Source organism: Anaeromassilibacillus senegalensis, assembly GCF_001261775.1.
In the GTDB taxonomy this organism is placed as follows: domain Bacteria; phylum Bacillota; class Clostridia; order Oscillospirales; family Acutalibacteraceae; genus Anaeromassilibacillus; species Anaeromassilibacillus senegalensis.
Genome location: NZ_LN868535.1, coordinates 415,499 through 436,849, shown reverse-complemented (window position 1 = coordinate 436,849; position 21,351 = coordinate 415,499). Strand labels below are relative to the sequence as shown.

The 21,351-nt window shown below is 53.9% G+C and carries 21 protein-coding genes; 10 read left to right on the top strand and 11 right to left on the bottom strand.

Annotated elements, in window-relative coordinates:
• Nucleotides 1-131 precede the first annotated feature (131 nt).
• The 3 genes from BN2106_RS02150 (at nt 132) to BN2106_RS02140 (ending at nt 4,766) form a co-directional block, all read left to right on the top strand.
• A complete protein-coding gene (locus tag BN2106_RS02150) occupies nt 132-1,439 on the top strand; it encodes an ABC transporter substrate-binding protein (RefSeq protein ID WP_050696923.1) in 1,308 nt (435 codons plus the stop codon).
• A 21-nt stretch (nt 1,440-1,460) separates the two neighbouring features.
• Nucleotides 1,461-3,974 (top strand): hybrid sensor histidine kinase/response regulator, encoded by a 2,514-nt coding sequence (locus BN2106_RS02145; protein WP_050696922.1) that lies wholly within the window; start codon nt 1,461-1,463, stop codon nt 3,972-3,974.
• A gap of 225 nt (nt 3,975-4,199) precedes the next feature.
• Nucleotides 4,200-4,766, top strand: coding sequence for a DNA-3-methyladenine glycosylase I (locus BN2106_RS02140; protein ID WP_050696921.1), 567 nt, complete (start codon nt 4,200-4,202; stop codon nt 4,764-4,766).
• A 169-nt stretch (nt 4,767-4,935) separates the two neighbouring features.
• On the opposite strand, the gene BN2106_RS02135 is transcribed toward BN2106_RS02140, so the two are convergent.
• The 4 genes from BN2106_RS02135 to BN2106_RS16670 all read right to left on the bottom strand — a co-directional run bounded on the left by BN2106_RS02135 (nt 4,936) and on the right by BN2106_RS16670 (nt 9,929).
• Entirely contained in the window at nt 4,936-7,647 is a 2,712-nt protein-coding gene (locus tag BN2106_RS02135) for a sensor domain-containing diguanylate cyclase (protein WP_050696920.1), read from the bottom strand.
• Between the two features lie 368 nt (nt 7,648-8,015).
• The gene (locus tag BN2106_RS02130) at nt 8,016-8,645 is read right to left on the bottom strand and encodes a CatB-related O-acetyltransferase (RefSeq protein WP_050696919.1); all 630 of its coding nucleotides are present in this window, start codon (nt 8,643-8,645) and stop codon (nt 8,016-8,018) included.
• Between the two features lie 193 nt (nt 8,646-8,838).
• A complete protein-coding gene (locus BN2106_RS16390) occupies nt 8,839-9,132 on the bottom strand; it encodes a hypothetical protein (protein WP_050696918.1) in 294 nt (97 codons plus the stop codon).
• A gap of 338 nt (nt 9,133-9,470) precedes the next feature.
• Nucleotides 9,471-9,929, bottom strand: a complete 459-nt coding sequence (locus BN2106_RS16670) for a hypothetical protein (protein WP_242846231.1) — start codon at nt 9,927-9,929, stop codon at nt 9,471-9,473.
• Here BN2106_RS16670 and BN2106_RS16665 point away from each other — a divergent pair.
• Nucleotides 9,916-10,263: a hypothetical protein gene (locus tag BN2106_RS16665; RefSeq protein ID WP_242846230.1), complete on the top strand. Its 348-nt coding sequence runs from the start codon at nt 9,916-9,918 to the stop codon at nt 10,261-10,263. The two genes, BN2106_RS16670 and BN2106_RS16665, sit on opposite strands and share 14 nt — an antisense overlap.
• A 30-nt stretch (nt 10,264-10,293) precedes the next feature.
• Here BN2106_RS16665 and BN2106_RS15515 read toward each other — a convergent pair whose 3' ends face one another.
• Entirely contained in the window at nt 10,294-10,596 is a 303-nt protein-coding gene (locus BN2106_RS15515; RefSeq protein WP_242846229.1) for a hypothetical protein, read from the bottom strand.
• Nucleotides 10,597-10,748: 152 nt separating this feature from the next.
• Nucleotides 10,749-11,000, bottom strand: coding sequence for a hypothetical protein (locus tag BN2106_RS02115; RefSeq protein ID WP_050696917.1), 252 nt, complete (start codon nt 10,998-11,000; stop codon nt 10,749-10,751).
• A 187-nt stretch (nt 11,001-11,187) separates the two neighbouring features.
• Between BN2106_RS02115 and BN2106_RS02110 the strand changes: the two genes are divergently transcribed.
• The 3 genes from BN2106_RS02110 to BN2106_RS02100 all read left to right on the top strand — a co-directional run bounded on the left by BN2106_RS02110 (nt 11,188) and on the right by BN2106_RS02100 (nt 12,593).
• A complete protein-coding gene (locus BN2106_RS02110) occupies nt 11,188-11,475 on the top strand; it encodes a helix-turn-helix domain-containing protein (RefSeq protein WP_050696916.1) in 288 nt (95 codons plus the stop codon).
• A 203-nt stretch (nt 11,476-11,678) separates the two neighbouring features.
• A complete protein-coding gene (locus BN2106_RS02105) occupies nt 11,679-12,341 on the top strand; it encodes a CatA-like O-acetyltransferase (RefSeq protein WP_050696915.1) in 663 nt (220 codons plus the stop codon).
• Nucleotides 12,342-12,593, top strand: coding sequence for a TIGR04076 family protein (locus BN2106_RS02100; RefSeq protein WP_050696914.1), 252 nt, complete (start codon nt 12,342-12,344; stop codon nt 12,591-12,593). It abuts the gene before it with no gap.
• Nucleotides 12,594-12,625: 32 nt separating this feature from the next.
• Here BN2106_RS02100 and BN2106_RS02095 read toward each other — a convergent pair whose 3' ends face one another.
• On the bottom strand, nt 12,626-13,039 hold the full coding sequence (locus tag BN2106_RS02095) for a DUF3788 domain-containing protein (protein ID WP_050696913.1): 414 nt from the start codon (nt 13,037-13,039) through the stop codon (nt 12,626-12,628).
• Between the two features lie 640 nt (nt 13,040-13,679).
• Here BN2106_RS02095 and BN2106_RS15510 point away from each other — a divergent pair.
• Nucleotides 13,680-14,027 carry a helix-turn-helix domain-containing protein gene (locus BN2106_RS15510; RefSeq protein ID WP_074017374.1) on the top strand — a complete coding sequence of 116 codons (348 nt, stop codon included), beginning with the start codon at nt 13,680-13,682 and terminating at the stop codon, nt 14,025-14,027.
• Complete coding sequence (locus tag BN2106_RS02090; protein ID WP_082236322.1) at nt 13,943-14,884, top strand: IS3 family transposase; 942 nt, start codon at nt 13,943-13,945, stop codon at nt 14,882-14,884. Before BN2106_RS15510 ends, BN2106_RS02090 begins: the two co-directional genes overlap by 85 nt.
• Before the next feature lie 653 nt (nt 14,885-15,537).
• On the opposite strand, the gene BN2106_RS02080 is transcribed toward BN2106_RS02090, so the two are convergent.
• Entirely contained in the window at nt 15,538-18,459 is a 2,922-nt protein-coding gene (locus tag BN2106_RS02080; RefSeq protein ID WP_050696911.1) for a hypothetical protein, read from the bottom strand.
• A 137-nt stretch (nt 18,460-18,596) separates the two neighbouring features.
• Nucleotides 18,597-18,842: a helix-turn-helix transcriptional regulator gene (locus BN2106_RS02075; RefSeq protein WP_242846228.1), complete on the bottom strand. Its 246-nt coding sequence runs from the start codon at nt 18,840-18,842 to the stop codon at nt 18,597-18,599.
• A gap of 118 nt (nt 18,843-18,960) precedes the next feature.
• Here BN2106_RS02075 and BN2106_RS02070 point away from each other — a divergent pair, with 118 nt between their 5' ends.
• The gene (locus BN2106_RS02070; protein ID WP_050696909.1) at nt 18,961-19,353 is read left to right on the top strand and encodes a hypothetical protein; all 393 of its coding nucleotides are present in this window, start codon (nt 18,961-18,963) and stop codon (nt 19,351-19,353) included.
• Here BN2106_RS02070 and BN2106_RS02065 read toward each other — a convergent pair.
• Both BN2106_RS02065 and BN2106_RS02060 read right to left on the bottom strand, forming a co-directional pair.
• Entirely contained in the window at nt 19,339-19,626 is a 288-nt protein-coding gene (locus BN2106_RS02065) for a hypothetical protein (protein ID WP_050696908.1), read from the bottom strand. The genes BN2106_RS02070 and BN2106_RS02065 overlap by 15 nt on opposite strands.
• A 10-nt stretch (nt 19,627-19,636) precedes the next feature.
• A complete protein-coding gene (locus BN2106_RS02060) occupies nt 19,637-21,253 on the bottom strand; it encodes a zinc ribbon domain-containing protein (RefSeq protein WP_050696907.1) in 1,617 nt (538 codons plus the stop codon).
• Nucleotides 21,254-21,351: the final 98 nt, after the last annotated feature.

Below are 21,351 nucleotides of genomic sequence, written 5' to 3'. Positions count from 1 at the left end.
TGTTATAATTTAATTCATTGGTATGTGATCAAAATTTCAGTTTGCCGTCGCTTTATAAAGAAGCAACCCGGTGCGAAGGCGCCAAGGCGCCTTCGTTTTCCGTAAAAGCCTTTTGCTGAGAGGGAGAAACGATGAAAAAACCTTTTGTTTGCCTGTTGCTGCTGTTTTCCCTGGCAGGGGTGCTTTTGACCAGCTGCGGTATTGGCGGACATTCCAATGACATGCAGCTGGTCTCTCAGAGGCCGGACAAGATATTGATCAATCTGTTTACTACGATCGAGGGCTTTGAGTCCTCCAGCGCCAGCCTTTACCGGGATTTGATTGCCGACTATAACGCCCAGAGCGAGGCCGTTGAGGTCCGGGTCAGCGGGCTTTCCACCGCGGAAGGCTATAACGAGGCGCTGAAAAACCGGCTGGACAATGGAAAAGAAGTGGACCTGTTTGTGGTCAACGCGGATACGGTGAAAGAGCTCCAGGCCAAGGGATATTTTTATGACCTTTCGGAACAGGCGGTCTTTCAGGAGTTGAATGAGTCCGCCAGGCGGCAGGCCATGGTAAATGGAACGGCCTACTGTCTCCCCACTAAAATGACGGCTTACGGCCTTTATGTCAACGCAGGGCTTTTGCACCGGTATGGGCTGGAGCCTCCCAAAAATGCGGAGGCGTTTTTACACTGCTGCGAGGTCCTCAAGAAAAACGGCGTGACGCCCATCAGCATCAACCGTTGGTATGCCATGACGGTATTTGCGATGGCCCGGGGCCTCTACCCCGTTTATCAGGCGGAGAATCACGAGGAAATTCTCGCAGGGCTCAACGACGGCAGCATCCGGATCAGCAAATATATGCTGGAAGGGTTTCGTTTCTTTAAAGAACTGGTGGACAAGGGATACTACGGAGACGGCCTGACGGTGGAGGGTGTGGATGCTATCAGGGCCAATACCAGCGACTGGGAGGCTTTCAGGGACGAGAAAACGGCTTTCATCGTATTTCCAGCCGGAAAGGAAATCGACATAGAGCGGGAGGCCCCAAACATGGAGTATCTCATGCAGGGGATTCCCGCCCTGCCGGACGGCACGGTGAGCCTGCCTTCCATCAGTACCCGCATCTGTGTCAACGCCAAGGGGCAGCATGTGGCGGAGGCCCTGAAGGTATTGGCGTATTTGACCACACATAAAAAGGACGAGCTGAACAAAGACGCAGGCGGGATCATGCCGGTCTTCCAGAATGAGGAATATGACCGGAATCCCAGGCTTCAGGAACTTTATGACGACACCTGTTCCCCGGGGCAGATCCCCATTGAGGATATGACGCTCTGCTTCGATTATTGGGGAACGACCCGGCAGCTGTGCCTGGATATCATCGGCGGGGCGACGCCGGAGGAAGCGGCGGCGGAATACGACCGCATACAGCTTGAAGCCGTTGCGGCCAATACGCCGTAATGGAAATGGGGGTGCTGCAAGTTGAAGAGGGAAAAGCGGAAAGGGAATCCGTGCTGGCGGATCGTACTCGCTGTTGTGATAGCCGCTTCATTTATAGGCTCTTTTCTGGTCGGCATCATAGCCATCCAGGGGATCCGTTCCAACGTACGCAGCACCACGGTCCAGGTGATTCAGGAGATTACAAACAGCAAAAGCCAGATGCTTGCCGCCATTCTGGAAGAGGCGGAGAAGGACCTGCGCAGCCTGGCGGCCTCTCTTGAAACGTTGGACCGGCAGACGGCGGCTTCCCTGCTGGAACGGTTTGACAAAGACTACACGCTCACCGGTTTGACGATCATTGACCGGCAGGGCAATACAATATATGGGTCAGCCGACGCGTATTTGTTAAAAGGAATCCCAGCCGACTTTGCACGGCAGACGGCGGCGGACGGCTTTGCCATGTCGAATACCCTGATCAGTGTGGACGGGGACCGCATCGTTCTGTTTGGGATGGTCCTTTTCAACGGTCAGATCCTCTATGCCAGCCTTCCCACGGATTCCATGCAGAAGGCCTGCGGCGAAACCACCTATCTGGGAGAGGGGTACAGTTATATTCTGGGGCGGAACGGTAAAATCGTCATCCCGCCGGTCCGCTACAGCTATGAGCAGGTCTATGAAAATATCCGCAATGTTCTGGCACATACCGATAATTCCGATGAGAAAATTGAGCGTTTTATTGAGGCGCTGGACGCAGGGGCGACCGGGTCCGTGGTCTTCTGTGTTGATGGGAAGGAACAGCTCTTTTGCTTTGAGCCGGTACAGGAGGAGCGGCACTGGCAGCTTGTTACGGTGGTCTCTCTGGACGCGGTAGAAAAGGACGGGGCCCAGATTATCCGGACAGCGATGGTCATGGCTTCCATTATCATCGCCGTTGTGATTGCGGCGTTGGCAGCCGGTTCGCTTTTCTACTGGTCCATGCAGCGCAAACAGAAGGAAAACGACCGCTTTCTTTTGAACATCTATCAGGCGATTTCGGAGAATACGGATACGGTTATCTTCATCCTCAACAACAAGGCCGCCGCGCCGGATTATGTGTTTGAAAACAGCGGACGGATTCTGGGCGTTTCCGCCGAAGAGTTCCTGAAGAAGGAAGCGCAGCAGGAGCGGGCCAGCGCATTCAGGGATAAGCTGCAGGCGCTTTTGTGGGAGCCGTGGCCGGCGGAGGGATGCCAGCGGGAGATGCACACTTATAACGACCGGCTTCATCGGGATATGTGGCTGAAAGTATTGATCTGCCCGTTCCTCCTGGGCGGGGAACCGAAATGCCTCTATGCCGTCACGGATGTGACGCAGGAGCATCAGGACCGGGAGAAGATCGCGGCTGCCGTCGTAGCGGCTGAGCAGGCCAACGCCGCAAAAAGCAGTTTCTTTTCCAGTGTGTCCCACGATATGCGCACGCCCATGAACGGCATCGTGGGGATGACCGCCATTGCAAAACGGAGCCTGGACGACCGGGCGCGGGTGCTGGACTGCCTGAATAAAATCGACCTTTCCTCCAGACATCTGCTGGGCCTCATCAATGATGTGCTGGACATGAGCAAAATTGAAAGCGGCAAGCTGGCGCTGGTCAGCGAACCATTCGACCTTTCCGAATTGCTTCAGGGGCTGGAGGCGCTTCTGCGGCCGCAGTGCGAATCGAAAGAACAGACTTTGACGTTTACCGTTGACGTCCGTCATACAAAGCTGGTGGGCGACACGCTGCGCCTGAATCAAATCTTTATGAATCTGCTATCGAACGCGGTGAAATTTACGCCGGAGGGCGGAACGGTTTCCTTTACCGCACAGGAACAGGAGCAGCGTGCGGGTTCCGTGACCTTCCGGTTTACGGTTGCGGACAACGGCATCGGGATCCCGTTGGAAACGCAGAAACATATTTTTACCCCCTTTGAGCGGGCGCCCGGAGAGGTGGTCCGCCAGATCGAGGGGACCGGCCTGGGGTTGGCCATCGCCAAAAATCTGATTTCCGCCATGAGCGGCCAGATCACACTGAAAAGCGCGCCCGGGCAAGGCGCTGCCTTTATGGTGGATTTGGACCTGCCCATGCAGGAAGGAGAGGCGCAGGAAGCCGCTGCCCCGGAGGCGGTGTCTCTGGATGAAAATTCCTTTGCGGGCAGGCGGCTCCTGCTGGCGGAGGACAATGAGCTCAATCGGGAAATCGCCGTGGAGCTTCTTTCCGCATATGGCGCGAAGGTGGATACCGCCCATGACGGGAAGCAGGCGCTGGAGCAATTTGCCGCTTCCGCGCCCGGCTGTTATGATGCGATCCTGATGGATATCCAAATGCCGGTCATGAACGGGTATGAGGCCGCCAGAGAAATACGAGCCTGCGGCCATCCGCAGGCAAAGCGTATTTTGATCGTCGCCATGACAGCCAACGTGTTTGCGGAGGATGTCCTGGCGGCCAAAAACGCGGGCATGGACGCCCATGTTGCCAAACCGATTGACCTGGCGCGCTTATATCAGGTGCTGAACGAAAAAATGGCGCCCCTTGCTTAAAACAGCATTTGAGCGGTGCCAGCAGCAAAAAAGGGCCGCCCGCATTGCGGGCGGCCCTTTCCCGTCTGTCAAAATCCGGTGATTTTCTGCGATGAGCTTGCGATACCAGATTCCACAAAAACCGGGTGCGTGGGACATATCCAGAAAAAATCGATAAACTTGACCTGTACATGTCACAATCAATATGGTACGATATCAAAAAATGGATGGGAAAGGGACGGCGCTATGTGTGAAAAAATAAGATGCGCGTGGGCGGGAAATCTCCCCATATACATAGATTACCATGATAATGAGTGGGGACGGCCCGTACACGACGATCACAAGTTATTTGAAATGCTGGTTTTGGAAGGGATGCAGGCCGGGCTTAACTGGATTACCGTCCTCAAAAAGCGGGAGGCGTTCCGGGAAGCCTTTGATGGATTTGATCCGGGTAAGGTTGCGCTTTACAAGGAAGAAAAAATACAGTCGCTGCTGGCAAACAAGGGGATCATCCGAAACCGCCTGAAAGTGAACGCCGCCGTGACGAATGCCAAAGCATTTTTGGAAGTGCAGAAAACATGCGGGAGCTTTGATGCGTTCCTATGGGCATACGTGGACCATACGCCGGTAAAAAATCATTGGGAAAGGATGGAGGACATCCCGGCTACAACGCCGCTTTCGGACCAAATCAGCAGAGATCTGAAAAAGAGGGGCTTTAAATTTGTTGGTTCGACGATTGTCTATGCGTTCATGCAGGCCACAGGCATGGTAAATGACCATGTAAAAGACTGTTTTGTTTATCAGGAAGAGTAAGTGCGGCCACGCACCCGCTGATGCGGGGCGGGAATGGAAGGCTGGACAAGGGCTGCGGCGCAAACCGTCCTGCCCCGCCGGTTTTAGCGGGTACGCCGCGGTACAACCAGCCTGCGTTTTTTGAGTCCATGAAAAAGGGCCGCCCGCGATGCGGGCAGCCCTTTTTGCGTTAAGACTCTTTTAATAGCGGCTTGGACAGATACTTTTCCTCGTATTCTTCCATGGAGATCGGTTTGCTGAACAGGAAGCCCTGCAGCAGCTCCACGCCGCATTTGCAAAGTTCACACATCTGTTCTTCTGTTTCAATCCCCTCCGCGACCAGCCGTATGCCTTTTTCATGGCAGATATCCACAATGGATGAGATGGTGTCGAGGTTTTGCAGTACGTCTACAATCATCGCTTTGTTCAGCTTTAAAACGTCAAATTCCGCGGAGCTCAGGAAATGGACCCCGTCGGCGCTTGTTTCAAAGTTAGCCAGGGCGACGATAAAACCGGCCCGCCGCAGCTGATGGATCAAATCCAGCAGGTCGTATTCGCCGGATTCCAGAACCATCTCTGTGATTTCCACTTCCAAAAACCTGGGCGCGACCTCGTATTTTTCGCAGATGGCGCTGATTTGTTTGACAAAGGACGGCTGGGCCAGCGAGTGCTGGGAAAAGTTGATGGAGACGGGATAGACCTCTTTCCCCGTGTCCAGCCATCGTTTGATCCGGGAACAGACCGATTCAAAAACGAAGAAGTCGATCTGGCTGATCGTCTCCGCCTCCTCCAGCAGAGGCAAAAAACTGCCGGGCAGGACCGGAACGCCCGCTTCGGAGTAATAGCGGATCAGCGCTTCGGCCCCGATTGCCGTGCGGTCGACAGAAGAGACTTTGGGCTGCATGTAGACGGCAAAACGGTTTTTATTGATCTCCGATTCCAAAATATTGGGGTTGGAAAGCTCCAGCAGGTCGTCGCTTTGGTGCCGGTAGCGCTTGGACGTTGGATTTTTTCGATAAAACAGCTTTTTATCCTCATACATGCGCGCGTCGGCCTGCGAGGTGATTTCGTTCATGTCCTGAAGCGCCGCGCACCATTGGCTGCCGATTGCCGCGCAGCAGTCGCTGCCCTGCTGGAACCGGTTTTTCAGCTCCTGCACCTGCTCGTTGAATCGTTGTTCCTCAATATACCGGCAGACCGCAACAAATTCGTCGCCGCCGATCCGGTAAAGGTCCGCGTTATAAAATACCTCTTTGAGCCGCCTGGCCGCTTCCATCAGCAGCTTGTCGCCGTATGCGTGCCCTCGTTTATCATTCATATCCTTGAGGCCGTTGACGTCGAGATAGACGACGCCCACCGGGATATGGGAGTTTTCCAGCGCATCCGAATCCTTGATAAAGCGGTTGCGGTTAAAGAAGGAGGTCAGCGTATCGTGGAAGCTGAGGCGGGAGAGCTGCTCCTCATCCTCCGCGCGTTTAATAGAGAGCATCAGGAAATAACACAGGGTTTGCAGCATGGTGCTGATATAGGTCAGCCGTTCCCGCGGCGGATTGTCAACGCCGAGACAGCCGCAGAAGACGCCGTCGCATTCCATGGGGGCCGCCACCAGGCTGTGGATATTTTGGCTGTGCAGAATCTCGTATTCCTCCGGGGAAGACTCTTTCAACAGCTCCAGATCCGGAATCAGGACGCATTCCCGCCGGTTGAACCGGGGCATCCAGCTGTCGAAGAAGGAGAGCGGCAGTGACTGGAGGTTGTCCCGCTGCGGCGTGATGCCCGGTTTGCACCACTCAAAATCATTGTAGGCGAGGCCGTCGTGGACGAGGAAAATATAGCTTCGCTCCGCGTCCAGGAATTGCCCCAGGCTCTCCAGAATTTTGGGGACCGTTTCCGCCGGCTTGTGCCCCTGGTACAGCGTGCGCACACAGTCCATGATCAGGGCTTCCATTTTCAGGGTATACCGCAGGCTTTGCTTTTCGGTTTCCGCCTCTGTGATATCAAAGGCAATTTCGAGCCGCGCGGGGCGGCCCTCCCACAGGATTTCCCGGTCCTTCAACACATAATGGCGGCCTGTGACGGGGTTGGTGTCCTCCCAGGTGTAGGTGTCGCCGTCGGGGGATACATGCGAGCTGCAGGCTTCACAGGGCGTGTCCCGCCCTCTTAACACCTGATAGCACTTTTTGCCCTCATACGAATCCAGTTCAAAGTTCCGCAGGCCCGCTTTGTTGAAAAACAGCAGGTCGTAGGTTTCCAGATCCGCTATGTACATCAGTTCCGAAAGATCGTCCAGCGGCGAGTGGAGCGCGGCGGCCATTTTTTCCAGCGTCTCTTTTTCCTTCTGTTTGTCCGCGGCGGCGGCCTCCGCCTGCCTGCGCGTCCGGCGGTTTTGATATGCATAAGCGGCGAAGACGCAGGTTCCCACGGCGATCAGGCCGAGAAGGACATAAAACAGCATCGCCGCCTGGCGCGCCTGCTTCTCTGTATATGCCGCCGCCAGAGACGCCGCCCGGTCGGCGTCCTGGAAGAACGTTTCGCTCAGGCGGTAGAGCGCCTCCTGGCTGCCGCTCTGCCGCGCCTGCAAAATCTCATTTTTGAGCGCCTGCCAGTTCCCGCTCAGCGTCCCCAGCGCGGCTTGATAGCCCGGATCGGCCAGTTTGACAAGGTTGTTTTCCCCTTCTCCGGTCACCAGCTCGTCGATCATCCGGTCCAGACGGTCGATCAGCGCGTCGTTTGGCTCTCCGTACAGTTCTTCCTTGACCAGCAGCTGGGATGCCTCGCGCACCATGCCGGTGCAGTTGGCGGCCCGGGCGCTGCCATGGATATTGCGTACAGACAACAGTAACCATATTCCCGATAAAAGCAATACGGCCAATAAGGTCACGGGGATCATTTTCTTTTTCATAATGTACGATCATTCCTATCATCTTTTTGAGAAAAGCAGGGGGACAGGAGTTCCGTTTTCCTTTCCGCGCCTTACGGGGTCCTGCTGAATATGGTTGCGTTGCCGAATCATAACGGCAGTATTGCAACCATTATACCGTTCCCACCTGCCGAATGCAATTCAAATGTGACGGATTGTGCCGTTCTTTCCCCTATTTGGTATAAATTCGCCAATTTGAAAAAGCTGCGGTTACTGCCTTGCAGATGGAATGCCCCGCGTTCTGCCGCCCGGGAATGGGCCGCTGGGCGCGGGAACAAAAAAGCGAAGCAGGCACGCGCATTGGCGTACCTGCTCCATCTTTTTGCAGGGTTGATACGGAAACGCGCCCCTCAGGGAAGCAGCTGCTCCACTTCCCCGTTCATGATCTGGGGCAGGAAGCGCTGAATCCGTTCCGGGGGCCAGTCCCACCAGTTGAGCTGCTGTAAGCGCCGGATGGTCGGTTCGTCAAACCGCTTTTTGATCGGTTTGGCCGGGACGCCGCCGACAATGGTGTACGGCGGCACGTCTTTTGTGACCACGGCCCGCGTGCCGATAATCGCGCCGTCGCCGATGTGGACGCCGGACAGAATCACGGACTCGTACCCAATCCACACGTCGTTTCCAATCACGATGTCGCCCTTGTTGTCCCACGCGGACGCGACGTCCATTTGATCCAGCCCCCATTCCTCAAAAAAGATGGGAAACGGGAAGGTGGACAGCGATTTGCGCGCGTGGTTGGCGCTGGTAAACAGGAATTTTGCGCCGCAGGCGATCGAGCAGAACTTGCCGATCACCAGGCGGTCGCCGTTGACGGGATAGTGGTACAGGACGTTGTTCTTCTCAAACTGCGTGGGGTCGGAAACAAAGTCGTTGTAAAAGGTGTACTCCCCCACAAGGATGTTGGGGTTGGTAATCACCGGTTTTAAATAGACCGTCGCCGGGTCGTTGGTGCGCGGATAAATTTTTTCTGGAACAGCCATGGGAATTCCTCCTGTTTTTTATTTGGCTTTGACGGCTATTCCAGCAACTGCTATGCAGCGTTTCACCTCACCACTCCCTTTACAGGCATATTTGTTCTTTCAGTATAGCGCGAACGCGCGAAAAAAGCCACTCCATTTTCTGGAGCGGCTTTTTTCATCGGTTGTGTGTTTGGCTGCATGTCTGGTGAAGCGGTTATGCGTCGCCCAAGCGGACCACGGTCATTGCCGTGTTCTCAAAGGTGATGTCGTCCGTTTCCACGACCGCCGTGATATTGGAAGGCGTAGCCGTTGCCCGGAACGGGATGCTGAAGGACAACGTGGCAATCTCGTTGGATGAGGTAAACGTATGCGTCGCCGTTCCGCCGGGCACGGGGACGCCGTCCTGGTACAGGCGGACCGTCGCCGTCGCCGGAATCGTGGCGCCGGGGGCCGGTGTGGCGGTCGCCTGGAACGTCGCCTGGTAAACGCCGGGCTGGTTGATCACCACGTCGGGGGGTCGCGCCGGTGGCTCCCGTCGATCCGGTCGGCCCGGTTGGCCCTCCGGCAGGTCCCGTTGGCCCCGTCGGCCCGGTTGGGCCGGTTGGCCCCTCCGGCCCGGGGTACGGGCAGGGGACATAGCAGGGCGAGCAGCAGTTCTTCTGCAAGCTTTCATTTGGATAGATATTCATTGCAAAACCTCCCTGTCAAACAAGATAACTGTCCTTATTATCAGAATATGCGGAAAGGGAGATATGGTCACAGGAAAAATGCCGCACCGGCATGCGGCCCGGACAAAAAGGGCGGGCGGCTCCTGCAACGTGTTCCAGAAGCCGCCCGCTGATCGTTTTAAGTGTAAAACAGATCGATACTACAGGATGATATAAAGGTTATAGTGGCAGCCGTTTCATTGGCAAGTACGATCATGCCGTATTCATTTCTTATGACCGTTCCCACTGTTGGGGGCTGCGTACTTGTTATGATATTCGCGTTGGTTCCGACAGGCAAAAGAGAACGAATGGTTGCTTCGCAATCAGCGCAGCAGTCTGTTGGAACGGGAGTCGGTTCTGGCAGATAAACAATGGCGTCATTATACGTTGCGTTGTCTATTCTAATCGTGTCGATACTGCATATAGACAAATACTGCGGGAAATCCTGCGGATTTGTCACTTGAAATACACCGGTGCGGCCGTCTGGCCCCAATATCAAAGAGCCGGGGAGTCCAACAACCGCATCGCCGCTGTCCAAAGTCACAAACAGGTTGTTATTTGGATATAGCGTGATAATTTGTTGGATGATATTTCTCATTTGCTCTTTGCAGGCGCAACAGCCAGAATTCGTATTATCTGACGGTCCGGTCGCGCCGGTCGCGCCGGTTGCGCCGGTCGGCCCCGTGGCTCCGGTCATGCCTGTTGCACCGGTTGGCCCCGTGGAACCGGTCATGCCCGTTGTGCCGGTCGGCCCCGTGGCTCCGGTTATGCCCGTTGCGCCAGTCGGCCCCGTGGATCCAGTTGCGCCCGTTGTGCCGGTTGGCCCCGTGGAACCGGTCGCACCCGTCGCGCCGGTAGCTCCCGCTGGCCCGGCCGCTCCCCCCCCCCAACCGGTTGGGCCCCGTGCCTTATTCACGTCCAGATGTGGATAAAAGATGAATTGGTGTCCTAGACCCGGTCTCTTATACCCATCGAGAGGGGTAGAAGAGACAGCCTGTAAAGCCGGTTGCGCCGGTTGGCCCCGTCGGTCCGGTCGCGCCGGTCAGGCCTGTTGTACCGGTCGGCCCGGTTGCGCCGGTACTGCCGGTTGCCCCCGTTGGCCCGGTCGGTCCGGTCGGCCCCGTTGCTCCTGTACCCGTCGGCCCGGTCGGTCCGGTTGGCCCAGTTGGGCCGGTAGGTCCCGTCGGCCCGGGACAGGGAACAGGACAGGGGCAGGGGCAGCAGCAGCCGTTCGGCTGTCTGATTTCGTTGGGATATATATTCACGGCAAAAGCCTCCCTATCTGAGGACATGAATGTCCTTGCTATCAAAATATGCAAAAGGGAGGAACCCGCCACCCGGGTTTCATCTCTGTCCGGCGCGAAAAAGCGCGCGCGGCCCCGGTTGCTCCGTGGGCCGCGCGCTGGCGTTCAGTGTGTTATTTGGACTGTCTCTCCTTTGCGACCTGCTGGACGATGTCGCTCCTTGTCACGTTGGCTTCCATGATCCGAAAATACAGCTCCGGATTGATCAGGGAAAGCTCCTTATAGTACATGTCCAGCCGCCGGCTGAGCCGCAGGAGCTTTTGATAGTGCCTGCTGGTGTACAGGGGTTTCTGCTGTTTCAGGATGCAGGTTGTCAGCCGGTCCATCTCTTCTTTGATATTTTCGATCTGCATGAGAAGCTTCAACAAAGCGGCCCCCTCTCACATTGGCGATACTTAAATAAAGGCAATTTCAATGAGAAGCAGACTTATCTTATTCTAAAAATATTTAAAATTCAAGAAAAATGCCAAAATACTCCAATCTAAGCATAAAATTATCCGCACTTCGGTTAAGATTTTCTGTAGAATTGATGTTGGAGAAGAGTGAGCGTCAATGATCTATCCAACATTCAGCCAAGCCTTATATGAATTAAGGACAGCGCGGCAGCTTTCCCAGAAAGACTTAGCCGAAGCGGTGGGGATACCGCAGTCGACCATTGCAAATTACGAAAGCCAAAGAACAAATATCTCGCCGCAAAATTTAGTGAGGCTGGCGGGTTTTTTTCACGTACCTGTTTCCAGGTTCTATGACGTGAGTGAAAAGACGGTGGACGTCAGCGGCTTATCGGAACGGAAGGTCGAATTGATCAAAAACCACATCTCCATGTTGCGGGAAGAATAACGGCTTGCCTGGGTAAGAGGCAAGCCGTTATTCTTTGTTTTTAAAGGATACGCGCGCTGGATTCCGGGCTGAAATCCAGCGTTGATACATAGAAAAACGACGCATTGACAAGCCGTGTGGAATCCTCTACACTGTCAGAAACAGGACGTGTCCGCGTCAGGACAATATACGGCGTCCAACCGCAGAGCAGGAGGAATTTGCATATGTGTTATCACAATATCGACATGGATGCGTACAAAAGAAAAGACCATTTTCAATATTTTAAAAACCTGGCCTACCCGTATGTGGGGGTAAGTGTCAATGTGGAAATCACAGAACTGTATGCCGTGGTCAAGGCGCAAAAGCTTCCCTTTTTCCTGACCTTTCTTTACTGTGTTGCGCGTGCGGCGAATCAGGTTCCGGAGTTTCGGCAGCGGATTTCAGGCGACGGGATCGTAGAATATGATCATTGTAAAACGTCGCACACCGTTGCGCTGGACGATGGAACCTATTGTTACTGTACGCTTAACTGCGACCTGCCATTCCGCGCGTATCTGCCCGATGCCGTCCGGTCGCAGGAGGAAGCCAAACGGGATAGGAGCGTACAGGATCAGGACGACGGAAACGAGCTGATCTTTATATCCACTCTGCCCTGGCTCTCCTATACCTCGCTGGTACAGCCGGTCCCCATGCCGGCGGACAGCAACCCGAGGATCACATGGGGCGCATTTTTTGAACAGGATTCCAAACGGCTGCTTCCCGTATCCGTGCTGTGCAACCACGCGTTGGTGGACGGAGCCCATATTTCGCAATTTTACAACGCGTTGCGTCAGCAGATCAGGGAGCTGACCGGCGTTATCAAATTGCCGCAGATGGAGGAATCCTGAATGGCGACCGTGAAATTGACCATAACGGACAGCGCATGCAGGTGCGGATACCATCAAAAAGGGGACGTGTTTTTCGTAAAGGAACTCTGTCCGCCCCTGTGCCATGAGCTGTGGAATACCATTTATCCGCTGATGTACGCCCTGCAAAACGGCGCGGACCTCGACTACGGGACGGAACGCGCAAAGCAATTTGACGCAAAGTGCCCGGACGGCGGGCGTGTCTGTATCCACGGGGAAGTAACGGAGGAATAACCAGCCCGGTTTCAATCGGAAGAAACGGCGGCTCAGATGGCGTACTTGACCGCCAGCAGAGTTTGAACGTCGTCCAGCTCTTCCCTGCCGGTCACGCGGTAATGAATCCACCCGCCGTCGCCGCAGGGATACCGCCCGTCGATGAGTTCCCGCGTGCCGTCCCGCACCTGCCCGTAGACGGACGCAAACTGCGCGTCCGACAAGCGCAGCATCACGGTAAACGCGTTGTTTTCCGCAAAGATGTTGCAGCACAGTTTTTTCTTTTTCCGGTGCGCAATGCCCCACCCGTACTGGTTGCCGTAGGGAAATACGACGCTTGTCTCAGTGCCGCAGGTTTGCGACAGCCACTCGTTGAGCTGCGCGAACAGCGGCGCGGTCTCCCCGCAAAAGGCCGTCATCTCCTCGACGGTTGGAACGGTCTGCTTGTCCAGCATTCTTTCATACATGGTATTTCCCTGCCTTCCTGATGCAAAAGTGTTGCCGCCTGACGGCGGGTTTCTCCAAAGCCGGATGATATAAAGAGTATAAAGGATTTTACCTGACAACGTCCTTATAAATAATAAGTTTTAGCTGGCAAACGCAGGAAACCGTAAAAAGCAAACCTGACCGACAACCACAGTAAGGCTAAAGCAAAAGCAGAAAGCCAAAGCTCCCCCGGCAATGAAAAGCACGCCGCCCTCCCTGAGTGATTCAGGTATATGAGGATACCGGGGGTGTAGGGGGGCTGACCTCCGGTCGGGACGGCGCGGGCGGACGCCTATTCAAGCACAGATCCACGGATGCCCGCGACGGAAAGTACCAGCTCCCGTGTGACATCTCAGCCGACAACCACAGTAAGGCTAAAGCAAAAGCAGAAAGCCAAAGCTCCCCCGGCAATGAAAAGCACACGGCTCTCCCTGAGCTATTCAGGTATATGAGGATACCGGGGGTGTAGGGGGGCGTGAGTCGAACTCATCCGGAGCCCAGCTCTCGCGCCCCCCTACGCGTGCTTTTGCTTACTTTTGTGGCAAGACGAAAAGTAAGTGCCGCCCTGCAATGCACCCCAAAAGTTGGACAAAAGTGGTAAAATAAGAAGGGGTGAACGATATGGAAGAAAAAAAGACATATCGAAAGTACAGTGGGGCATTCAAACAGGAAGTATTGGAAAGCATGCATAAAGAGCACATGAGTCAGCGGGAAGCAGCGAAAAGATATGGAATAAAGTGCAGTTCAGTCGTGAGAAAATGGGAAAAGATTTATGAAAAAGAAGGATATGAAGGTCTGTATAAGGACCGTCGGGGAGGAAATCCGGAAGGACGGAGGAGGCAGCTGACAGAAAAAGAAAAGGAAGATCTGGAAAAACGGGTAGAATGGCTGGAAATGGAGAATGCATATTTAAAAAAATTGCAGGCCTTGGTTCAGGAGAGGCAAAAGCGAACGAAAAAATCAGAATAATCCATGAACTGAGGCAAACATACAAGCTGTCAGATTTGCTGAGCATCGCAGGGATTGCCCGCAGCACATTCTACTATCAAACAAAAGCGATGAAAAGAGCAGATAAATATGCAGATGCCCGGGAAGCCATCGGTTTCATATGTCAAAAGCACAAGGGCCGTTACGGATACCGCAGGACAACAGTGGAATTGCGCAGTCAAGGTTGGCGTCTAAACCACAAAACGGTCCGCAAGCTGATGAAAGAGATGGATTTAACCTGTAAAGTCCGAACAAAGCGTTACAAGGCGTTTCATGGATGCGTGGGGTCGTTCTCACCCAACCTGTTGCAAAGGAACTTCGTTGCATTCCGTCCAAACCAGAAATGGGTAACGGATGTAACAGAATTCCGGTTGGGTTCAGAAAAAATATTCCTTTCTGTAATCCTGGATCTTTTTAATGATGAAGTGGTTGCCTATAACATTGGTGCCAATCCAGATTTCAAATTAGTTACCCGGAATCTGGAGAAAGCTTTTTCTAAAACTCCAGACAACACGAATTTAATTCTTCATTCGGACCAGGGATGGCAGTACCAGATGCGGTCATATGATCAGATGCTGCGGGACAAGGGGATTCGGCGGAGCATGTCACGCAAGGGAAACTGTTTGGACAATGCAATGGCTGAAAACTTCTTTAGTGTTTTGAAGTCAGAACTCTGGTCCACAAATACCTTTCAAAGTGTTTCACAGTTTGTTTCTGAATTGGAATGCTATATCGATTATTATAACCATGACCGCATAAAACTTCGGCTTCGGGGGCTTAGTCCTTGTTCGTTTCGTTCTCGTTTTTCCGATATAATTTCTGCGTACTTTGCTGTCTAATCTTTTGGGTTCACATCACCCTGCATGAGGGCAACCAGCGGTTTTCTCCCGCTTTTTCAAAAGCGGAAAAGGGTATATGATTGCACGCGCAATTAATCGTTTTGCCCAGTTTAAACACGTAAATATAAACTTCTTATGAAACGAGCTGTACATGAAACAGAATAAAAGCTTTGACAGAAACATTGCTCGCAACAAAGTTGCTTTTGCGTTCTAAAGCAAAGAACCACATTGTTCCTATAATGTGAAAATTATTAGATAAAAATTTGTTTTACTTTTTGAAAGTAAAAAGTCTTTGCCGTCGCTTTTCAAAGCGACGTACATCCCCGGCGGAAGCCGGGGAACCACAGAAAAGCCCCAGAGGCAGCTTAATGTCTCTCAAAGAACCATATCACTCGTTCCCACTCGCTCTTCTCAGGAAGAGAGTTCCGTTCTCTGCGGAGAACGGCAAAGGGCTCTGCCCTTTGATCCCGCCGCTTTTTAGAAAAGCGGAAAAACGCATTTTAATCATTACCTGTCAGGTAAAAAATGATCCTCGCCGTAGGCGCGAGCTGACCGCAGGTCCCACCTTTCTAAAAGGTGGGGAAACAGGTTTTAACTATTACCTGTGAGGTAAATGAAAAGAGGGGCGGTTCTGCAACACGCCCCTCTTTCCACTATTTTACGCGGTAGCCATAGACCGCGATTTCATTCACCACGGCATTGTCAAATTTATCGACCTTCAAATGCGTGCCGCGCATGTTCGTTTCCAGCACCGTCCAGTGCTGGTAATACCCCAACCCATTGGTCAGCGTGTGGTCCGTGTCCCAGTTCTCACCGTCTCCGGCGGTAAAATCAATCCGCCCCACGTCGAACGTGTCGTAGAACGCGATGTGCGTAATGACGTATTCCCCGCCCAGATCGATGATCCCGGTCATCGGGAAGTCGGCGCTTTTGCCCCAGTAGGACTGGTGGCGCGTGACGGGCGCGGACAACAGCTTTCCGTCCGGGAATTCCGGAACAAGGGCCTGCTCGTCAAGGAACTTCCGCACGTCGTCCGCGTATTTCTCCTTGTTCGGCGCAATGTCCGCCGGACTGAGCGACAGCAGCCGCGGCGTGGTATCGATGGGCGTTTCCGTGTCCAGCTCGGACACACGGTAGCCAAACAGGCCGATCTGCGTCAGCTCCGCGTTGTCGTATTTGTTGATTTGAAGGTAGCGCGTGCGTAGGTCGGTTTCAAGCACTTTCCAGCTCATATAGGTGCTTAATCCGTAGGAAACCGCCGTGTCCTCGTTCCAGCTGCCCGGTTCACCCTCCAGCAGCTCGATCTTGCCGGTGCCGTAGGTGTCGTAAAAACCGATGTGCGTGATCACGTATTCTTCCCCAAGGTCGATGGTCGCGCTGATCGGAAAAGGAACATGATGGTAGTTGCCAAACGAGGTTTCAAATTTCACGTTTTTGTCCAGCGCCATGGTCGGGCCGCGCGGCACATCGTCCTGCTGGTCGAACAGGTTCTGGAAGCTCTGCATGTATGTGTCGTCGGTGGCGATCATTTCCGGGGAAACCGGGATTTTCTGCATCGTGGGGTCGGGGCGCAGGACTTCGTTCCCGCTGACCGTCACGAAAATGGGGCGCTCACTCACGTCGACGGAAACCGTGCCGTCTGTGATGTCCAAATGACGCTTGACGCCGTCGGAGAAGCCGGGTTCCAGCTCCGTCAAAGTGGCTTTCTCCGCGCCGCCCACGTCGAGCGTGTACCCGTCGATCGCGGAGCCGTCGATGGTCGGGCTCCAGAGCGCGTAAACCTCCTTGGAGGAGTCGTCCGCATCGCGGAATTTGTAAATATAGAGATTGTTGTCCTCGCAGACGACTTCATCAAAGACCATGTTGGTCAGCGCGTCCTTCATGGTGGACACGTAGTACCACGCGGGCTTTTTCACCCACGCGCCCTTCTCCGTCACCAGGCCATCGTCGGCGTAGACGCCCCAGCTCGTGTCGCGGCTCATGAACATGGAAAGCTTGTCGATGCCCGCGGAAAGTGCCAGTAAATAGGCGCGGGTCAACCGGCTGCCGCGCGCTTCCAGATAGTCCGCGTTCTCGCGGTTGGAAACGCTCTCCTTGACCTTGTCCGACGCGACGACGTTAAATTCGGAGCACCACAGCTCCTTGTCCGGCAGGTTTTCGTCGCGCCACGATGCCAGCTCTTCCAGATACGGCTTGAAGTCCGATTCCTCCGGACAGTCCTCCGTCACGTATTTGTGAAAGTTGATGATGTCCGGCACAAATTTGCCGTCGCTGCGGTTGTGTTCAAACCAGAACTTCATGGCGTTCAGATAGGGGATCACGCTTTTGCCGACCAGTCCGCCCATCGCGAGCTTTGCCGCCGGGTCCGCGTTGGCGATGCCGTAGGTGTCCCCCAGCGCGCTTTCGTGCCCGTCGTAGTCGGCGGAGCACATCGCCGCGTATTCGTAGGGGGTCATGTAGCTGGCTTTGCCCTCCCAGTCCTTGTTCTGCTCGTTGAAATCCTCATAGATGCGCAAATAACCAAGGCCGGTCTTCGGCTCCTGGTTTTCACCCAAAATGAGGGTGCTCTCGTCCACCTGCTCCGCGCCGTAGCGCGCCGCGTACTGGTACATCACGGAGGCGTGCGCCTCGTAGGACAGCGGGTCCGACGCGTCCGCCCCGGCGGGGATCGGGATGTTGTTGCTGCTCTCGTATTTGCCGCCGTCACCGAGAATCCAGTCTGCCGTTCCCTGAATGCACGGGATGACCTCCACCCCGCGCTCATACAGGTCGCGGTAGTACGCGTCAAAATCCCAGTAGCCGTTGGCGCTGGGCGAGAAGTAGTTCAGGCCGTCCTTGGTGGTAAAAGTCAGATTGTGGTACTCGCGCACGTTGCCGAGCGTCTGCAAAATGTCCAGCGGATCGTCGATGAAGGCGTTCACGCCCGAAGCCGCGTCCGCCGTTGTGATGGGCTTTTCCTCCGAAACATAGCCGTCGTCCGTGACCTCTTTGGAGTCGTCGCGGTAGCCGTACAGCGCCAGTTCGTTCATGCCGCCGTCGCAGGAGTTGGCCTCGATCTGCACATAGCGGGTGCTTTCCGCCTCAACCGGGAACACGCGCCACGCCCGATACATGTTGGTTGTCACGGTGAATGCGTCCTCCCACTGGAACGGTTCGCCCGTGCGGAACGTCACGTCGCACGAACCATTGTTGTCGAACAGGCCAATGTCCGTGATGAAGTAGTACGCGCCCAGATCGATGTAACAGGAGATCGGGCAGTAGTCGTTCTTTTTCAGCGGGCTCCAGTTGCGCGACGTGGGCGCTTCCGGCAACTTTTCGTCCGGCGTGTCCGGCAGCTTGTCCTGCTCGTCCAGCAAAACCTGTGCCGGGGTGATGTACGAGTCCGCGATAAACGCGATGGATTCGTCGGTGATCTGGTCCGGGGTGAGCGCGATTTTGACAGATGCAACGGGCGCCGGTTCAATCTCCGGTGCGGTCTCCGCCATCGCCAGCGGGCCTGCCGCCGCGGGCAGCAGCAGGGACAGGGAAAGAACCAGGCTTAAAAAGGCTTGCAAGCGGGAACGGTTGTGTTTCATAAAGCATCTTCCTGTCTGTTTGTATTGTTGTGGGATTCGTTCCCTTATACCTTACCATTCCTGCGGGGCGGTATGAAACCATAAAAACAAATTGCTAAAATTTTCCAGATGGGTATAATGAAGATGCCGGGCATACCCTATTTCCGCAATTGCTCGAACAGTTTTTTTCTTCTGGAGGACACGGGAGAAACGCCCAGCAGATCGTCCGTGCTGGTCTGGTAAAATGCTGCCAGCGTCACCAAGGCCTGGACCGAAATAGAGTAAACGCCCAGTTCATAAGAGGAGTAGGTGCTCTGTGACACATGCAGGATGTCCGCAAGCTGCTGCTGGGTCAGGTCGTTGTCAATCCGTAACTCCCGAATTCTATTGCGTAAGTAATCCAATGGCAATTCACCTCGGAAATAGAATACCATGTTCTTTTTAAATTTCCACATCAATGAAGCGTGAGGGTTACAAACATTTGATGGAAACGAAAAGACGTACAGAGGAAGAAGGCTTTGTATGAAAAGATTGGCCTTGTCGCTCCTAGTTGTTGCATGCATGTTCTGCTGTACCGCCTGCCGCCATGTGGACGAAAACCATTTGGAAATCTACTCCAGTGATCGGACGGAACAGGTGCTTTCCACCACGGATTCCGATTTGCAGGTGCGGTTCATGGCGTTGGTCAACGAGTATGAAGCGTTCGACGGCGATGTGGACGCGGACCACCCGGACTATATCATTTCCGTTGGCCCCGTGGACGCGAAGAACGGCGTGGCGGAATACCGGGTCTGGATGGTGGAAGGAAAGCTTGTGTTTGAAACGCCCGCGTTCCCGGATATTCCGTCCCAGATGATTGTGTCCAAGCATCCGGCGGAAGAGTTTACAGCGCTGTGGGAATCAAAGCGGCAGTAAATCCGATTTTCTAAAGTGAACAATGTAAACACGGCTCCCCTGTTGGCGGTGTAAATCGCCAACAGGGGAGCCGTTGCATTCTGCTATTCCGCCAGCGTTTGAAACAAGCGCGTCCACATTATCAATAACAGATTGCTTGCCGGAAACGATTTTTTCTTTTACATTTTTGATTTCCTCTCGAAGCGCGCCAATATATTGCTTTGGTACGGAAATTTGAGGCCTCTGTCGTAACCCGGCGAGTATATAGTTATCTTTCCACTGTATCTTTGCCATATGGTCTCCTTCAGTTTGATTCCACATCAACAATTTCCGCTGTGATCTGCGGCACGGTTGCAGTCGTCGTTTCGCTGGTAAAGTAGCGCATCGTTCCGTCGTAGGTTCCATAAACGGAGACGAGATCACCCTCCAAAATATGGGGTTGGTTGCCCGGCTGATAGACAAAGCAAATAACCATATCCGTATCGCCGGTTTCATCCGTCAAACGGGCCAGATAGGAGCTGCTTTTCTCTGTTTCCTCCACAACTTGAAAAACAGTTCCTCGGAAATGCGTGGACTGTTCTTGATAAGCGTTGGGTTTGCGAAGGTACTGCTTGTAGAGAGAAGGCGTGACCGGTTTACAGTGAGAAATAAAGTCCTGCCGGAAAAGCAATTCTTTGATTGCCCGTTCCGCGTTCATCAGCGTCCTGTAATTGGAGATATTTGACCATTCCGATTGTGGTAAACCTTCACATTTCGCGCGTGCGTTGGAAACCAAATCCTGCTTTTCCAGCGAGACATCCCCGATCTGGTCGATCGCCGCGACGACTTCCTGAATGCTTTGATCAACGCGTTCCTGCTCCTCTTTTTCCAACTGTTCCACTGTGCGTTTGGCTTCCATTAGAACGTCCACGTTGGGTATGGTTTCTTTGATATGGTCGGGAAAAGCATTGTATTCCCTCAGCATTTCCTTGATCCGCAAGGCGTCATTCAAGGTAACAGGCCCCAATGACTTTATTTTTTCAGAGAATCTGTCGGCTTTTCTCTGTAGCTCTTCGGGATTTCTTACGGAAATTTGAATGGCTTCACTTTTCACCCCATTACCATACAGATAGATATAGGTTTTCCCCGCGCCTGTGGCAGTAATCTTTCCACGCAATACCCCATCGTCGAGAAATTGTTGCAATAACAGAACGCCGTCTTCCGTGGAGAGGAAACAAATATCGTCGCAGGACGCATTTGGCGGGGTGATTTTGAAGTCAATATATTCCGATTCGTTGAGGTTCAGCGTGAGGGGACCATTGAGGATTTGCAGTTGTTCCGGCCGTATGACCAAAGAATCCATGTAATCTATGAAACAGGCCGTAGACCATGAAAGGATAATGGCCGCAAAGATTGCACCGAAACTGCAAGTGATGACAGTGTTGACCGTGTGGCCCCAGTCTTTATGAAACTTCCACAGCAAAAAGACGCCCAACGGGAAAAGCAGAAACAGCGCGGCGATGCAGACCCAGGTGTTTTCATACCAGGGTTCCGCTCCCTCATCCTCGTCGTCCTCTTCCCCCCACGCAAGCCGCGGATTGGGAAGGACATCCGGGACAGCGGTTTTTCTGCCCGTGACCGGTGGCTCGCTGAAAGCGCTGCGCGGCAAATCCGCGGAATGATGGTTTGATGTGGACGAGGGGAAAAAAACGGGCGCACCAGCAGAAGGAGGTGTTTGCTCCGGTTCCACCGTCGACGCGGAGGATTCCGCCATTGGTTCGGGCGCGGGCACAGGCCGGTCGCTGTCCCTTGTGTATGTACGGTCTATAAATGCCGGCGGGTCATCTTTTTTCAAAGAGATCGCCGGTCTCAGCTTGGTGCCGCATTCTTTACAAAAGTTTGCATGATCCGGATTTTCCGTTCCGCAGGTTCGACACTTCATGACGTTTCCTCCCTTATCCTGATATTGCTTCCAGTATAGCACGCTCTGGATTTTCCAGGAAATATTTTATCACTTTGTCATCATTTGTAACCGAAACC

Coding starts and splice junctions, on each gene's coding strand:
- BN2106_RS02150 (WP_050696923.1), top strand. CDS start 132: ATGAAAAAACCTTTTGTTTGCCTGTTGCTGCTGTTTTCCCTGGCAGGG.
- BN2106_RS02140 (WP_050696921.1), top strand. CDS start 4,200: ATGTGTGAAAAAATAAGATGCGCGTGGGCGGGAAATCTCCCCATATAC.
- BN2106_RS02135 (WP_050696920.1), bottom strand. CDS start 7,647: ATGAAAAAGAAAATGATCCCCGTGACCTTATTGGCCGTATTGCTTTTA.
- BN2106_RS02130 (WP_050696919.1), bottom strand. CDS start 8,645: ATGGCTGTTCCAGAAAAAATTTATCCGCGCACCAACGACCCGGCGACG.
- BN2106_RS16665 (WP_242846230.1), top strand. CDS start 9,916: ATGATATTTCTCATTTGCTCTTTGCAGGCGCAACAGCCAGAATTCGTA.
- BN2106_RS16670 (WP_242846231.1), bottom strand. CDS start 9,929: ATGAGAAATATCATCCAACAAATTATCACGCTATATCCAAATAACAAC.
- BN2106_RS02110 (WP_050696916.1), top strand. CDS start 11,188: ATGATCTATCCAACATTCAGCCAAGCCTTATATGAATTAAGGACAGCG.
- BN2106_RS02105 (WP_050696915.1), top strand. CDS start 11,679: ATGTGTTATCACAATATCGACATGGATGCGTACAAAAGAAAAGACCAT.
- BN2106_RS02100 (WP_050696914.1), top strand. CDS start 12,342: ATGGCGACCGTGAAATTGACCATAACGGACAGCGCATGCAGGTGCGGA.
- BN2106_RS02095 (WP_050696913.1), bottom strand. CDS start 13,039: ATGTATGAAAGAATGCTGGACAAGCAGACCGTTCCAACCGTCGAGGAG.
- BN2106_RS15510 (WP_074017374.1), top strand. CDS start 13,680: ATGGAAGAAAAAAAGACATATCGAAAGTACAGTGGGGCATTCAAACAG.
- BN2106_RS02090 (WP_082236322.1), top strand. CDS start 13,943: ATGGCTGGAAATGGAGAATGCATATTTAAAAAAATTGCAGGCCTTGGT.
- BN2106_RS02080 (WP_050696911.1), bottom strand. CDS start 18,459: ATGAAACACAACCGTTCCCGCTTGCAAGCCTTTTTAAGCCTGGTTCTT.
- BN2106_RS02070 (WP_050696909.1), top strand. CDS start 18,961: ATGAAAAGATTGGCCTTGTCGCTCCTAGTTGTTGCATGCATGTTCTGC.
- BN2106_RS02065 (WP_050696908.1), bottom strand. CDS start 19,626: ATGGCAAAGATACAGTGGAAAGATAACTATATACTCGCCGGGTTACGA.
- BN2106_RS02060 (WP_050696907.1), bottom strand. CDS start 21,253: ATGAAGTGTCGAACCTGCGGAACGGAAAATCCGGATCATGCAAACTTT.